This is a genomic window from Chryseobacterium sp. C39-AII1, from assembly GCF_039672645.1.
Lineage (GTDB): Bacteria > Bacteroidota > Bacteroidia > Flavobacteriales > Weeksellaceae > Chryseobacterium.
In genome coordinates this window covers 403,656-418,420 of the sequence record NZ_JBDFPQ010000001.1, presented here as the reverse complement: position 1 = coordinate 418,420, position 14,765 = coordinate 403,656, and the positions used below count along the sequence as shown (strand labels likewise).

The 14,765-nt window shown below is 34.9% G+C and carries 11 protein-coding genes; 8 read left to right on the top strand and 3 right to left on the bottom strand.

From position 1 onward, the window contains the following. The first annotated feature begins 92 nt into the window (after nucleotides 1-92). Entirely contained in the window at nucleotides 93-1,994 is a 1,902-nt protein-coding gene (locus tag ABEG63_RS01685; protein WP_346582493.1) for an ABC-F family ATP-binding cassette domain-containing protein, read from the top strand. Between the two features lie 126 nt (nucleotides 1,995-2,120). On the opposite strand, the gene ABEG63_RS01680 is transcribed toward ABEG63_RS01685, so the two are convergent. Beyond that, entirely contained in the window at nucleotides 2,121-3,179 is a 1,059-nt protein-coding gene (locus ABEG63_RS01680) for a Gfo/Idh/MocA family oxidoreductase (RefSeq protein WP_267402003.1), read from the bottom strand. Between the two features lie 177 nt (nucleotides 3,180-3,356). Here ABEG63_RS01680 and ABEG63_RS01675 point away from each other — a divergent pair, with 177 nt between their 5' ends. The 3 genes from ABEG63_RS01675 to ABEG63_RS01665 all read left to right on the top strand — a co-directional run bounded on the left by ABEG63_RS01675 (nucleotide 3,357) and on the right by ABEG63_RS01665 (nucleotide 6,986). After that, nucleotides 3,357-5,621, top strand: a complete 2,265-nt coding sequence (locus tag ABEG63_RS01675) for a TonB-dependent receptor (RefSeq protein ID WP_346582491.1) — start codon at nucleotides 3,357-3,359, stop codon at nucleotides 5,619-5,621. 93 nt (nucleotides 5,622-5,714) lie between these two features. Next, nucleotides 5,715-6,230: a hypothetical protein gene (locus ABEG63_RS01670; RefSeq protein WP_267402005.1), complete on the top strand. Its 516-nt coding sequence runs from the start codon at nucleotides 5,715-5,717 to the stop codon at nucleotides 6,228-6,230. Nucleotides 6,231-6,392: 162 nt separating this feature from the next. Next, on the top strand, nucleotides 6,393-6,986 hold the full coding sequence (locus tag ABEG63_RS01665) for a hypothetical protein (RefSeq protein ID WP_267402007.1): 594 nt from the start codon (nucleotides 6,393-6,395) through the stop codon (nucleotides 6,984-6,986). Nucleotides 6,987-7,085: 99 nt separating this feature from the next. Here ABEG63_RS01665 and ABEG63_RS01660 read toward each other — a convergent pair whose 3' ends face one another. After that, nucleotides 7,086-7,721: a peroxiredoxin gene (locus ABEG63_RS01660; RefSeq protein ID WP_346582487.1), complete on the bottom strand. Its 636-nt coding sequence runs from the start codon at nucleotides 7,719-7,721 to the stop codon at nucleotides 7,086-7,088. Between the two features lie 99 nt (nucleotides 7,722-7,820). On the opposite strand from ABEG63_RS01660, the gene ABEG63_RS01655 reads away from it, so the two are divergent. Next, nucleotides 7,821-8,711 (top strand): mechanosensitive ion channel domain-containing protein, encoded by an 891-nt coding sequence (locus ABEG63_RS01655; RefSeq protein WP_267402011.1) that lies wholly within the window; start codon nucleotides 7,821-7,823, stop codon nucleotides 8,709-8,711. 56 nt (nucleotides 8,712-8,767) lie between these two features. On the opposite strand, the gene sucC is transcribed toward ABEG63_RS01655, so the two are convergent. Beyond that, a complete protein-coding gene (gene sucC, locus ABEG63_RS01650; protein WP_267402013.1) occupies nucleotides 8,768-9,958 on the bottom strand; it encodes an ADP-forming succinate--CoA ligase subunit beta in 1,191 nt (396 codons plus the stop codon). A gap of 388 nt (nucleotides 9,959-10,346) precedes the next feature. Between sucC and ABEG63_RS01645 the strand changes: the two genes are divergently transcribed. From ABEG63_RS01645 to ABEG63_RS01635, 3 genes are read left to right on the top strand one after another with little or no spacing between them, the layout of a single operon-like run. Then, the gene (locus ABEG63_RS01645; RefSeq protein WP_346582484.1) at nucleotides 10,347-12,011 is read left to right on the top strand and encodes an ABC transporter ATP-binding protein; all 1,665 of its coding nucleotides are present in this window, start codon (nucleotides 10,347-10,349) and stop codon (nucleotides 12,009-12,011) included. Between the two features lie 12 nt (nucleotides 12,012-12,023). Beyond that, complete coding sequence (locus tag ABEG63_RS01640) at nucleotides 12,024-13,337, top strand: HlyD family efflux transporter periplasmic adaptor subunit (RefSeq protein WP_346582482.1); 1,314 nt, start codon at nucleotides 12,024-12,026, stop codon at nucleotides 13,335-13,337. Next, nucleotides 13,303-14,724, top strand: coding sequence for a TolC family protein (locus tag ABEG63_RS01635; protein ID WP_346582481.1), 1,422 nt, complete (start codon nucleotides 13,303-13,305; stop codon nucleotides 14,722-14,724). Before ABEG63_RS01640 ends, ABEG63_RS01635 begins: the two co-directional genes overlap by 35 nt. Nucleotides 14,725-14,765: the final 41 nt, after the last annotated feature.

Here is a 14,765-nt window from a genome sequence, read left to right as displayed (position 1 = left end):
AGTTTTAGTATTAGTGTATTTAAAAGTTTTCTTGTTACATTTTCGTACTTTTGCGGCTCAATTGAAATTAAATATCAAACCATTACATTCCAATGAATTACGTTTCTGTCGAAAATCTTACCAAATCTTATGGCATCAAAGTTTTGTTCGAAAACATCACTTGTCACATCAACGAAGGTGACAAAATTGCCATTGTTGCCAAAAACGGAAGCGGAAAATCTACGCTTTTGAAAATTTTGATGGGCAAAGAAATCGCAGACAGCGGTGTGGTAAACATCAATAAAGATATTCAGGTGGTTTTGTTTGATCAGGAAATTGATTTTGATTCGAATCTTACGATTGATGAATTTATGATGACCTTAGATTCAGCGCCAATTATGGCTTTAAAAAATTATCATCAATCTTTGCATTCCACCAATAATGATTTTATCGAAAAAGCATTACTGGATATGGAAACGCATAAAGCATGGGATCTTGAAAACGAAATGAAACAGATTCTTTCCCAGCTTAAGATCACTGATCTTGATGCGAAAATGGGAACGCTTTCGGGAGGACAGATTAAACGTGTTGCTTTAGCGAAACTTTTAACAGAAACCAGAGCAGAGCACCGTCACACTCTATTAATTATGGATGAGCCCACCAACCACCTTGATGTGGAAATGGTGGAATGGCTTGAAAATTATTTAAACAAAGCAAAAATCACGTTACTTCTTGTAACCCACGACAGATATTTCCTTGATAGTGTTTGTGACATTATCTGGGAAATGGAAGATAAAAACCTGTATGTTCACAATGGTGCGTACGCGACATATCTTGAGAATAAAATGATTCGAGAGGACAACATGAACGCAACCATCGATAAAGCCAATAACCTTTACAGAAAGGAACTGGAGTGGATGAGAAGACAGCCCAAAGCGAGAACTACAAAATCTAAATCTAGAATTGACTCTTTTTACGAAACAGAAAAAGTAGCCAAAACCGATACCAGAAAACAAGCTCTAGAACTAGATTTTGAAATGAAAAGACTGGGAAGTAAAATTCTTGAGCTTCACCATATCGATAAAAGTTTCGGAACTAAAGTTTTATTGAAAGATTTCAGTTATCAGTTTCAGCGTGGTGAAAAAGTAGGAATTATCGGGAAAAATGGAGCCGGAAAATCAACCTTATTAAATATCATTCAAGGATTTGAAAAAGCTGATAAAGGTGAAATTGAAACAGGAGAAACGATTTCTTTTGGTTATTTTTCACAAAAAGGCTTAACCTATAAAGAGGATGAAAGAGTTATTGATTTCATTAAAGAAGTTGCCGAACATTATCCTTTGGCCAACGGAAAAAGTCTTTCTGCATCTCAGTTTTTGAGGTTATTTTTATTTGATGATCAAACCCAGTACTCTCCCATTTCAAAACTTTCGGGTGGCGAAAAAAGAAGATTACACTTGATGTATATTTTATATCAAAATCCGAACTTTTTGATTTTTGATGAACCTACCAACGATTTGGATCTTCCAACGTTGACGGTTCTTGAAAACTTTTTACAACAATTCCAAGGTTCATTAATTATTGTTTCTCACGACCGATATTTTATGGACAGAATTGTGGATCACGTTCTGGCATTTGAAGGGGAAGGAAAAATTAAAGATTTTGTAGGAAATTTCTCTGAATATCGTGAAGCAAAAAGCAGAGAAGAAGCGTTGGAAAGATCAGCCGTTCAAAAAGCTGAGCCTGTAAAAGAAACTGCGACGGTTTCAGCTCCTACTCAAAATTCAAATAAGAAGAAAAAACTTTCTTTCAAAGAACAACGAGAACTTGAACTGATTGAAAAAGAAATGCCGGAATTTGAAGAGCAAAGAGCAAAAATTCTTGACTCGCTAAACAACGAAGCAGATTACGAAAAAATAGCAAAACTTTCTGCTGATCTTGAAACCATTTCTGAAAAGCTTGAAAATCATGAATTGAGATGGCTGGAGCTTCAGGAAATGTTGGGAGAAGGGTAATGTGTTGGAGAGTGAGAGGGTTTGAGAGTTTTAGAGCCGAATATGTAAAAAAGTTTATATTACCACGACGCTAAAACCCTCAAACCCTACAATTCTAAGACTCTCAAACTCTACAACTCTCAGACCCTATGAAAAAGTAACCACTTTTTCCTGCTTCGAGCTTTCCATTGCAGCATCAATGATCTTCATATTCAGAATCACTTCTTCGGCTGGTGATGGCAAATAATATCCAAAAACGATGTGTTCGTAAATATTCTGATAATAATTCATATAATTTCCGGCTTCGCTGGAAGTAAGAATTCTTTCCGTTTCTTTATTTTCATTTAAAAAATTCAGAATTCCGTCTGCTTCTTTTAAAGGCTGAGTCCATTCTTTTCCGTATTCCGGAATAGATCCTGCAACCAATTCATTTTCCTGATTATCTGTTCTTTCTTGTAAAAAGCTTCCGTTACTTCCATGCAATACATAAGCATAATGAGCTTCTTTGCTGAAAACGGAAGATTTTAATCTCACTCTCAATTCATTTGAATAATATAAAAGGATTTCAAAATAATCATTTGCATATTCGCTTCCTTTCATTGAAAAAACATCAGCAAATAATTTTTCAGGAAAACCAAACAACTGAACCGCCTGATCTACCAAATGCGCGCCTAAATCGTGAAGAGAACCAGAACCTGTTTCGTTTGGATTTTCTTTGTGAGATTTCCCGCTTGGTTCGGTACGGAATCTGTCGAAACGAATTTCAACTTCTTTAATGGTTCCTAATTTTTGCTCACTGATTATTTTTTGAACCTGAAGATAATCACGATCAAATCTTCTGTTTTGGTAAACACTTAAAAACAACCCTTTTTCTTCTGCCAGTTTTGCCAATTCCTCCGCTTCTGAAACATTTACCGTAAAAGGTTTTTCTACAATAACGTTCTTACCGGCTTCCAAAGCCATTTTAACATATTCAAAATGAGTCTGAACGGGAGTATTTACTACAACCAGCTCAATATCTGCATTTTCCAACATTTCTTCGACAGATCGAAAAATTTTTGCATCGGGATATTTTTCTTTTGATTCTTCCTTACTTCTTTCCACCACTGCCGACATAAAAAATCCCGGATGTTCCTTTAAAAAGGGAGCATGGAAAACTTTTCCACTCATTCCAAAGGCACAAAGCCCAACTTTTACCAATTGCATAATTTTATTTTTAACAAAGATATTTATAATTATTTTTCGCCAAACAGACTATCACTAATTTAGGAATAATTCATCACCTGTTGAATAGCTGATAAAAATCAGATTTTTATTTTGATTTATTCTAAATAACAATCTTACATTTGCGCCTTATTTAAAACCACTCTAAATAAAAGTAAAATGAAAAGACAGCTAGTTACTCTAGGGTTGTTGTTCACAGCAATATCCCTAACCGCACAGGTGGAAAAGGTGGATACTATTAAAATCCAAACCATTGAAGATGTGAATCTTCACAAAACAGGAAACCCCAATAAAGCCAAGCCATTATCTACGAAATCTAATTTAACGGTAATGGAAACTCCTCAGCCAATTGCCATCGTTACTCACGAAATTATTGAGCAACAGCAGGCAAAACAATTGAGTGATGTGATACAAAACGTCAACGGAATGTATGTTACATCTTCAAGAGGAAATTCGCAAGACAGTTTTGGAGGAAGAGGTTTTATTTTAGGAAACGATAATATCTTTAAAAACGGTTCGAGAATCAACAGCGGAGTTTTCCCTGAAGTAAGCGGACTGGAAAGAGTGGAAGTTCTGAAAGGTGCCAATGCTATGCTTTTCGGAAATGCTGCAGCCGGAGGAATCATCAACATGATTACGAAAAAGCCTAAATTTAATTTCGGAGGAAGCCTTGGATTGAACGCCGGTAGCTGGAATTCTTACAAACCAACCGTAGATATTTATGGTCCTTTATCTAAAAATATGGCTTTCCGAGTGAATGGAGCTTATGAATATGCTGAAAGTTTCAGAGATGTGGTACAATCTGAGAAATACTATTTTAATCCTTCATTTTTATTTAATATAAGTCCGAAATCGCAATTAATTGTAGAAGCAGATTATTTAAAAACAGATTTTACGCCAGATTTCGGAATTGGTTCTATTACCAACAAAGACGGAAGTTACAGACTGAATGATACCGTGGGTAGAAATACTTTCTTCGGAACAAACTGGCAATATCAAAATGTGGAACAAGCTTCTACCAATGTCACTTTCAATCATCAGTTTAATGAAAGATGGTCTTTGAATGCTACTGCTTCTTACCAGAATTATACGAAAGATTATTTTTCTTCTGAAAGAGTACAATGGATGTATGACAAAGTTCAAACCAACCGCCTTTCATGGACAAGACCCTTTGGAAAAACCTATAACGAACAAAACTATGGTTCTGCACAAGTAAACATCAACGGAGAATTTAATACAGGAAAAATCAACCATAAGGTTTTATTAGGTTCAGATGCAGATTATAATCAAGCCGATACTTACAGCTACAATTTAAGCTCAACATCAAATACTTTATTTTTAGATGATCCTTCTACTTGGGGCAGCGTAGATATGCCAACTTCTACAAGCAATACCAAAACCAGAGTTAATACCAGAAGAATAGGATTTTATGCACAAGATTTTATCAGTTTAACAAAACAATTAAAAGTAATCGCGGGCTTACGATGGTCATATATCGAAAATATGCCAACAATAACCACTCGTTTTGCATCTAATGAAAAATTTGAAGTAGCAAATTCATCTACATCAGACAATGCATTCTCACCAAAAGTTGGAATTGTTTATATGCCGAATGATAATTTCTCTGCATTTGCAACGTACACCAATTCATTTGTTGTGAATACAGGATATACTTCCGATCAGTTCAATACAGTGAATACCAATCAGCCGACACAGCAGGTTCAGAATCAATTGGGAAGCTTATCGAGATTAGGAATTAAACCAACAACCGTTGATCAATATGAAGTTGGAATTAAAAAGAATTTCTGGAATAATGCTTTAGCGGTAAATGTATCTGCTTACCAAATCGATTACAATAATTATTACCAAACGTATTGGTTTGTGGCACAAAACGGAGCTCCTGTAAACGCTACAGATACCAATCTTAAAGAATTTGCAGGAAAAATGAGAAGCCGCGGGGTTGAGCTAGATATTACCGGAAATCCAAATGAAAATTTATCCATCATTGGAGGTTTTTCTTACAATAATTCTGTGTATGTAGACACGCCTGAAAAAGGTTATATCGAAAATCAAAGATTGGTAAGAACACCTGCTACAACGGCGAATGCTTCAGTTTTTTATAAATTTACAAATTATGTGAAAGGACTTAAAATTGGCGCAGGATTCTACTATATCGGAGACAGAATTGCTGGCTGGAACGATACAAAATCTACCAATACAAGCCGAGGTGGCGTAACCAGAATGTTTGATCTGAAAGATTACACAACCGTAAATTTATCTCTTGGCTACGACTGGAATAAATTTTCCATCCAAGGAAAAGTGGGTAATCTATTCGATGTGGTAAACTACAACGTACACGAAAATTATTCTGTAAACCCGATTATGCCTAGAAATTACTATTTCACATTAACATATAAACTTTAGAAATTTATAACATTTATAATTTCTTTTTATAAAGTGGAAGTTGCAAATTTGCAGTTTCCACTTTTGAACTTTAAAAACAAAACGATTTTAGATATGGATAAAATTAAGGATACGAGAAGTTTTATGAGAATTACGCACCGTTATTTAGGCTATTTCCTTGCAGGAATTATGGCTGTGTATGCGGTAAGTGGCGTTCTTTTGGTTTACAGAGATACCGATCTTCTGAAAAAAGAAAAAAATTATGATAAAGTAATTGAAAAAAATCTTTCAGAAAAAGAAATCGGCAAAGAACTGAAAATCAAAAACTTTGAAATCGAGAAAACAGAAGGAAATATTTTAAAGTTTAAACAAGGAACTTACGATTCATCAACCGGGCAGGCGAAATATACTAAAAAAGAACTTCCTTTCGTTTTAGATAAAATGGTGAAGCTTCACAAAGCGCAATCCAAAGACAAATTGTCACCTTTAAATGTGTTCTTTGGTGTCGCATTATTCTTTTTTGTCATCTCCAGCTTCTGGATGTTCAACCCCAAAACAAAAATTTTCAAACGCGGAATAATTTTCACCGTTGCTGGGATTATTGTTTCTATTATTTTATTAATGATTTAATTTTATGAATTTTTTAATTTAAATGTTAAAATTCACGTATATCAATTTTGTTAATTTTAACAGTATTTTAAGAAATTTATCTGAAAATAAACACTTTTGGCATGCATATTGAATTTCACTTGTTTTAGAATAATAAACATTAATTATTAAAAATTATAAATTATGAAAAAACTAGTTCTAGCAGGTATATTAGCAGCAGCAGGATTAACTACTTCCATGAATGCTCAGATTCAAAAAGGTAACTGGATGGTAGGAAGCAGCTTGGTAACAAGTAACTTCGGATTAAACACTGGTGGTGGTTACCAAATCAACCTACAACCAAAAGGAGCCTATTTTGTTGAAGATAACGTTGCAGTTGGGGGTTATGTAAATTTAGGTATTGGTAAATCTTCAAACACAGCAAATACAAGATTCGACTATGGTGTTGGTGCTTTAGGTCGTTACTATCTTTCTCCAGGTGAGCAAGGTGTTGACAACTTATTGAACCACGGAAGATGGTTCTTCGAAGGTAACTTAGGTGTTGGTGGTTATTCTATCAGCAAAGGAGGTAACTCGACTACAGGTCTTGACTTTGGGGTAGGTCCTGGTTATTCTTACTTTATCACTCCAAACATCGGTTTAGAAGGTTTAGTAAAATATGCTGGGGTAACAGGTTTCGGAAACACAGGTTTAACGTCTAACATTACATTCAACCTAGGTTTCAGTATCTATTTGCCAACTTCAAAAGCTAAGCAAGTTGTAAACGACGTTAAGTAATTAAAATTATTTTAACCGATATAAATGAAATCGCCTCGAAAATATTTTTCGAGGCGATTTTCTTACAAATTAAAACTAAACTATAAAAAATCAAATAAATCATGTATTGGGTTGGGGCGTATATCTTAGATACGGCTTTATTTCTGTCACACCTTTCGGGAAAATTTTTCTCGCATCTTCCGTAGAAATTGCGGGCGGAACAATTACATCTTCTCCATTTTTCCAGTTAACAGGGGTTGCAATTTTATGTGAATCAACCAACTGAAGAGAGTCTAAAACTCGGATAATTTCGTTGAAATTTCTTCCTGTTGAAGCAGGATACGTAATAATCAAACGAACTTTCCTTTCAGGATCAATAATCAATAAAGAACGAACGGTTGCCGTTGCAGATGCATTCGGATGAATAAAATCATACAATTCGGAAACTTTTCTGTCTTTATCAGCAATAATAGGAAACTGTACATCGGTATTCTGGGTTTCGTTAATATCTTTTATCCAGTTTTGATGATCTTCTACTCCATCTACACTCAGGGCAATTACTTTAGTTCCTCTTTGCTCAAATTCAGATTTTAATTTTGAGGTAAAACCTAATTCCGTAGTGCAAACCGGTGTATAATCTGCCGGATGAGAAAATAAAATTCCCCAAGAATCTCCTAAATAAGTATAAAAATCAATATCACCTACAGATGACTCTGCCTGAAAGTTCGGTGCAATATCTCCTAGTTTGATTGACATAATATTTTGCTTTATTAGTCTACAAATTTAGTAGACTTTTTCTAACTGGCAAAATTTTTGTTGAAAATTTATATATTTAAATAAAAAAAGTTTCAATTCATGGAAAAAGAGAGTTTAAGGTATGTAGATGTTGTTTACAGGGTTCTGGAAAGTTGGTATATGAAATTCGCGGAGCTCACTCCCAAATTAGTTGTCGGAATTCTTGTTTTCTCTTTCTTTTTAATCACAAGTAAGTATCTCAGTAAAATTTCGGTAAAAGTTTTTCACAAATTATTTCCGAAGAGCAAAAAGGAAAGTTCGCTTGTAACATTGATCGGAGTTTTCAGATTCATTATTATGATTATGGGGACTTTTATTTCCCTTGAAATTATGGGATTCAGCGGATTTCTTTGGAAATTTATCGGAAGTTTAGGGGTTGCCGGGGTTATCGCCGGGGTTGCTTTGAAAGATTTAGTTTCAAGTATCTTCTCCGGAATGTTGATTGGTATTGATAAAGCCTTTAAAATTGGAGATTATATCAGCATTGGAGCTAATTCAGGGACGGTTTCAGAGATTGGATTTTTAACAACGAAAATCATTACAGACGATGGAAGAAAAGTGTATATCCCGAATCAGGTTATTTTTAATGCGCCATTTTCAAATATCACCGCATCACCTCAACGAAGAATTATTTTAAATTTTGAAATTCCTGCTGATGAAGATATTACAACAGCACAGAAAGGAATTATGGAGGTGATTAAAAGCCTAAAAGATATCGATAGATTAGATAATACAGAAGTTATTTTCACAGATTTGAAACAGGGAATTTTCACGCTTCAGGCAAAATTCTGGATGAAAGTAGGATCTAATATGGTTCACTTTAAAAGTGAGGCTTATTTAAAGATAAAAGAACGTTTAGATTCAGACGGAATTCAGCTGGTGACACCCACAAGCATTAACATTACCAACGGTGACAGCGGAAGTTTAACCACAACTGCTCCCAACCAATAAAAATAAAAAACCGCTTTATCACTAAAGCGGTTTTTTGTTTATCTAAAATTTTAGTCTTATGCTAAAACTTCTTTTACTTTGTTGGCAGCTTCTTCTAAAGTAATTGCAGAGTGAATTGGTAATCCAGCCTCATCAATTAATTTTTTAGCTTCTACAGCGTTAGTTCCTTGTAATCTTACGATCAATGGAACTGGAAGGCTTCCCATTGCGTGGTAAGCGTCTACAACACCTTGAGCAACTCTGTCACATCTTACGATACCTCCGAAGATATTAATCAAGATTGCTTTTACGTTTTGATCTCTTAGGATGATTTCGAAAGCAGTTTTTACTCTTGCAGCATCAGCAGTACCTCCAACGTCTAGGAAGTTTGCAGGGTTACCACCAGATAATTTGATGATATCCATAGTTGCCATTGCAAGACCAGCTCCGTTTACCATACATGCAACGTTACCATCTAGTTTTACGAAGTTAAGACCAGCTTCACCAGCTTCAACATCCAAAGGATCTTCTTCTCTTGTATCTCTAAGCTCAGCAAGATCTTTGTGACGGAATAATGAGTTACCATCCAAAGTTACTTTAGCATCTACAGCGATAATTTTGTTATCAGAAGTCTTCAACACAGGGTTGATTTCGAAAAGAGAAGCATCGATACCTACATAAGCATTGTAAAGAGATGAAATAAATTTCACAAATTCTTTAAATGCATTTCCTTCAAGACCTAGGTTGAAAGCAATTTTTCTAGCCTGGAAACCTTGAAGACCCAAAGCAGGATCAATTAATTCGTTGTGGATTAAGTGAGGAGTTACTTCTGCAACGTGCTCAATATCCATACCACCTTCAGTAGAATATACGATTGTATTTTTACCTTCAGCTCTGTCTAAAAGAATAGAAACATAAAATTCTTTAGTTTCTGTTTCACCAGGATAATATACATCCTCTGCAACCAATACAGAATTTACCAGTTTACCTTCAGCAGAAGTTTGTGGAGTTACCAACTGCATTCCGATGATGTTCTGAGCGTTTTCTTTAAGCTTATCCATGTTTGGAGAGAACTTTACACCGCCACCTTTACCACGACCACCTGCGTGGATCTGAGCCTTTACTACCCACCCTTGAGCGCCAGTTTCAGCAGTTAGTTTTTCAGCAGCTGCTACAGCTTCGTCTACGTTATTAGCAACGTAACCACGTTGGATAGCTACTCCGTACTTTGATAAAATCTCTTTTGATTGATACTCGTGAAGATTCATATTATTTTTATTATTTTATTTTAATAGTTAAAGGTTGACAAATTTACTAAAAATGAACAAGGTTAAAAAGAAAATTATAGAACTTTTAACGCATTCATTCAGTTTCCTGTTAAACTTATTCGGATTAAACGTTTCGAATATTGAAATAACGCCGTAAAGATGGTAAAAAACCTTGAATAACAGCTCATATTCTAATCACATTTTAATAGCATTCTAATCTAGATAAGAATAATCCCCAATCTCATATTTTATCTTTGTACCGCCGAAAAAATCAAGGATCTTTTCAGAATTTCAGACAATTCAGAGATCACAAAAATCGGCATTCACACCTACCATTCACAAAATAGCTACGAAGTATTGAAAACATTTAAACTTACAAAATAAGAAAATGGAAATAACTGCTAATGAACAGGGAAAAAGGCTGATTCGCTACATTACAAAAGAGAAAAAAGACGTTACCAACATTTATTTTTATGCTATTCTAAACGGGCTTGTCTCGCTAAGCATTCCTTTGGGAATACAGTCTATCGTGAGTTTTGTAATGGGTGCTACGATGGCAACTTCAATTTACATCCTAATATTTTTTGTCGTTATCGGAACTTGGCTTGTCGGCTATTTCAGATTAAAAGTTATCGAGATCATCGAGAAAATACAGCAGAAAATATATGTTGAATTTTCAATGGCTTTTGCTGAAAAAATTCCTAAAATCAATCTTTCCTACACCAGAAAATATTACCTTCCGGAATTGGTCAACCGTTTTTTTGATATCCAAAATCTTCAGAAAGGTGTTTCTAAAATTTTATTGGAAATTCCGACTGCATTGATCCAGATTTTCTTCGGAATCTTGTTACTTTCCTTTTATCATCCGTGGTTTTTAGCATTCGGAGCTTTGGTTGTGATTTGTGTGATTATCATTTTCCGATATACAATGGAAAGCGGTATTAAATCTAGTATTGAAGAAAGTAACAAAAAATACGACACTGCAGCTTGGATTGAAGATATTGCCGGATCGGTAAAAACATTCAAAATGCATTCTGAAAGCGGCGCTCATCTGAAAGGGACAGACGACCGCGTGGTAGAATATCTGGATCACAGAACTTCTCATTTCAAAGTGTTGGTTTTTCAGTACAAAACGATTATTGCTTTTAAAGTGATTATCACCTTGGCGATGCTTGCGATTGGAACGTATTTATTGATTAATCAAAAATTAAATATCGGAGCTTTTATCGCTACAGAAATTGTTGTTTTAAGTATTATGGCTGCGGTGGAAAAATTGATTGTGAGCCTTGAAAGTTATTATGATCTTATTGCTTCTTTCGCCAAACTTTCGAAAATCACCGATCTTAAAGAAGAAAAAGATGGCGAAATTGTACTTTCTCAAAAGGAAAAGGGAAACGAAATTGAGTTTAAAAATGTAAACTTTTCTTTCAACGACAGTACGCCTATTCTTTCAAACCTTAATTTTAAAATAAAGGAAAACAGCATCACGATTTTAACCGGAAAATTAGGAACCGGAAAATCTCTTTTGCTGAATATGATCGCCGGTTTTTTTGAACCGAGTTCAGGAACCATTCTTTTTGATAAAATCCCGTTACAAAATATCGATAAACAGAAAATGCGAAATTCTATCGGGTTGTACCTGGAAAATATGAAAGTTATTCAAGGCAATGTGAAAGAAAACATTCTGCTGGGAAATACAGAAAGTACGACTGAAGATATTCTTGAACTTTCTGAACATATTGGAATTGAAAATATTTCAAGCCTTTTCAGCAGCGGATTCTTCACAGAAATTAGTGAGACAGATTCTGAAATTACATTTAGTTCAAAGAAAAAAATACTGCTTCTTAGAGCTCTTTTAGGAGAAAAAAGACTCATTATTTTAGAAAATCCGTTTGCCGGATTGCAGCCAGAACATCAGGAAAAAATGATGCAGTATCTTCATATGAAAAAAGAGAAAACCACGATTATTATTGTTTCGCAGGATAAAAACCTGTTGGAAATTGCGGATCAGCATATTCACATGGAGGACGGTACTTTAAATATTCTATTATAAAATTTCAGAAAAATGAAACTAAATTCATTCGACAAAATATATCATATTCATAAAAAAACTAGGGTAAAACGATGGTTTTTATTTATCCTGATTGGTGGAATCATTACTTTATTCCTTCCCTGGACCCAAAATATAAAAGTTAGAGGTAATGTAAGTTCTTTATATCAGGAACAGAGACCTCAGCAGCTTAACTCCCCGATTCCCGGAAAAATCACCAAATGGAATGTGAAAAATGGGGATTATGTAAAGAAGGGAGATACATTGCTTCAGCTTTCGGAGATAAAAGATGACTATTTAGATCCGCTTTTGGTGCAGAGAACACAGGAACAGGTAGATGCTAAAAAAGGAGTGCGGGACTATTACGAAGCCAAAGTAGGAACAGCAAAAAGCCAGCTTGAAGCTTTAAATGCAGCAAGAGATTTAAAATTAAATCAGTTAAAAATAAAGATCAGCCAGCTGAATAATAAACTTGTAGGTGAAGAAGCAGAACTGGAAGCTATTAAAAATGAGCTGAAACTTTCCGAAGACCAATTTGCCCGACAGAAAAAAATGTATGATGAAGGGTTGGTTTCTCTTACACAGTTTCAGCAGAGAAGTATTTCCTATCAAAATGCGGTAGCGAAAAAAACATCTTCAGAAAATAAAGTGGCACAAACACGTCAGGAAATTATCAATGTGGGCATTGAGCAAAATTCAGTTATTCAGGATTATACAGAAAAACTGAGTAAAATTGAAGGCGAACGATTTCAAAGCATGGGACAGATCGAAGGCAGCGATGGTGATATTGCCAAACTTGAAAATCAGGTTGCCAATTATAAGGCGCGACAAGGTTTATACTTCATTATTGCTTCTCAGGACGGACAAATTGTTCAGTTGAACAAAGCCGGAATCGGGGAAATTTTGAAAGATGGTGAAAATATCGGAACTATTGTTCCAACAGTTGTAGATCATGCGGTGGAAATTTATATCAAACCTGTTGATCTTCCGTTGGTAAAAGAAGGGCAGCGCGTAATGTGTACGTTTGATGGATTTCCGGCGATCGTATTTTCGGGATGGCCGAATTCCAGCTACGGAACATTTGCAGGAAAAGTAATTGCCGTGGAAAGCAACATCAGTGTTAATGGTCTTTTTAAAGCTTTAGTGATTGAAGATAAAAATGAAAAAAAGTGGCCACCCAAGATCAAAATGGGAACCGGAGTACAAGGTATTGCCATTCTGAATGACGTGCCGATCTGGTACGAACTATGGCGAAATATCAATGGTTTCCCACCCGATTATTATGAAGTGAAAAATGAAAAAGCAGGCAAAGATGAAAAGGCTAAATAAAATTATTTTTACTCTATTCTTATTTTTATTTCATAATAGTTTTGCGCAGGATTCACTTAAAATTTCAGCTCAGGAATTTATTTCTGTGGTTAAAAATTATCATCCGCTTGCTTTAAAATATCGGCTTCAAAATAAGATGGCAGAAGCTGAAATCACAAAAGCAAGAGGAAGTTTTGACCCTGTTTTAGGAGCCAAGCTGGGCGAAAAAAACATTGACGGAACAAGATATTACGAACAGAAAAATGTAGAACTGGGTATTCCGACCTGGTACGGAATTGAAGTAACAGGAAGCTACAATTATTTGGATGGCGAAAAACTGAATTCCAGCGATACCAAAGGCGGATTGTATCAAATGGGAATTACGGTTCCTTTAGCAAAAAATCTATTGTATGACAAACGAAGAGCAGTTTTGGATCAGGCAAAATTTGCTCAAAAGATGACGGAAGCCGAACAGGCTGTTTTGACCAATGATCTCCTTCTGGAAGCTGAAAATATGTATTGGGAATGGGTACAGCATTATGAAATCTATCAGCTGAAATCTAAAATTGTCAACATTAACAAAGAACGTTTAAAGCTTACCAAAAAAACGTTTGAATACGGAGAAAGACCAGCCATAGATACGGTTGAAGCCGTTTCGCAATTGCAGAGTTTTGAGCTTCAGCAAAGAGATGCTTATCTTAATTTTGTAAAAAGTACGCAGCAGCTTCAGGTATTCTTATGGAAAGACGGACAGGAATTATTTGAAATTTCACAGCTTTTTTATCCTTCAAACCAACTTTCTGACCATGTAGCCTACTCTGATTTTGAATTTATTTTGCAGGAATTTAAAGGAAAAGAAATCAACAATCATTTATCAGTTTTATATTACAATCAGAAAAATAATATCTTGGAAAGCGAAAGAAAACTGAAATGGCAAAGTTTTCTTCCCAAACTGGATTTTACCTATAATTTCTTCAATAAAGAAAATTACCGTGCAGACTATCTTCCTCTTTTTGATAATAATTTTCAATATGGTTTAAAGCTTGAAATTCCGATATTTCAAAGGGAGGCAAGAGCGAATTATCAGATGGCCAAAATTAAAATCAATCAGAACCAATTGGATACTCAACTAAAAATACGAGAACTTGATACAAAGATCGAGACCTATAAAAATGAGCTGATGAATTATCATAGCCAAATTGATCTTTCGGAAAGTAATCTCGTCAATTATCAAAGGCTTTTGTATGCAGAAGAAACAAAATACAGCAATGGAGAAAGTTCACTTTTCCTGATCAACTCAAGAGAAAATAAAGTGATTGATGCACAGGAGAAATTTATTTCCATTAAAACTAAATTTCTGAAAAGCTTTAATAAACTGAAATGGATGAAGGAGAATTTCACTTTATAATTTTTTTGAACCATTAAGAAGATTTAAGCAGTTAAGATGAA

Bases quoted from the DNA above. Each gene is read 5' to 3' on its own strand.
- ABEG63_RS01675 (WP_346582491.1), top strand. From the start codon at position 3,357: ATGAAAAGACAGCTAGTTACTCTAGGGTTGTTGTTCACAGCAATATCC.
- ABEG63_RS01665 (WP_267402007.1), top strand. From the start codon at position 6,393: ATGAAAAAACTAGTTCTAGCAGGTATATTAGCAGCAGCAGGATTAACT.
- ABEG63_RS01680 (WP_267402003.1), bottom strand. From the start codon at position 3,179: ATGCAATTGGTAAAAGTTGGGCTTTGTGCCTTTGGAATGAGTGGAAAA.
- ABEG63_RS01635 (WP_346582481.1), top strand. From the start codon at position 13,303: ATGAAAAAGCAGGCAAAGATGAAAAGGCTAAATAAAATTATTTTTACT.
- ABEG63_RS01670 (WP_267402005.1), top strand. From the start codon at position 5,715: ATGGATAAAATTAAGGATACGAGAAGTTTTATGAGAATTACGCACCGT.
- ABEG63_RS01655 (WP_267402011.1), top strand. From the start codon at position 7,821: ATGGAAAAAGAGAGTTTAAGGTATGTAGATGTTGTTTACAGGGTTCTG.
- ABEG63_RS01645 (WP_346582484.1), top strand. From the start codon at position 10,347: ATGGAAATAACTGCTAATGAACAGGGAAAAAGGCTGATTCGCTACATT.
- ABEG63_RS01640 (WP_346582482.1), top strand. From the start codon at position 12,024: ATGAAACTAAATTCATTCGACAAAATATATCATATTCATAAAAAAACT.
- ABEG63_RS01660 (WP_346582487.1), bottom strand. From the start codon at position 7,721: ATGTCAATCAAACTAGGAGATATTGCACCGAACTTTCAGGCAGAGTCA.
- ABEG63_RS01685 (WP_346582493.1), top strand. From the start codon at position 93: ATGAATTACGTTTCTGTCGAAAATCTTACCAAATCTTATGGCATCAAA.
- sucC (WP_267402013.1), bottom strand. From the start codon at position 9,958: ATGAATCTTCACGAGTATCAATCAAAAGAGATTTTATCAAAGTACGGA.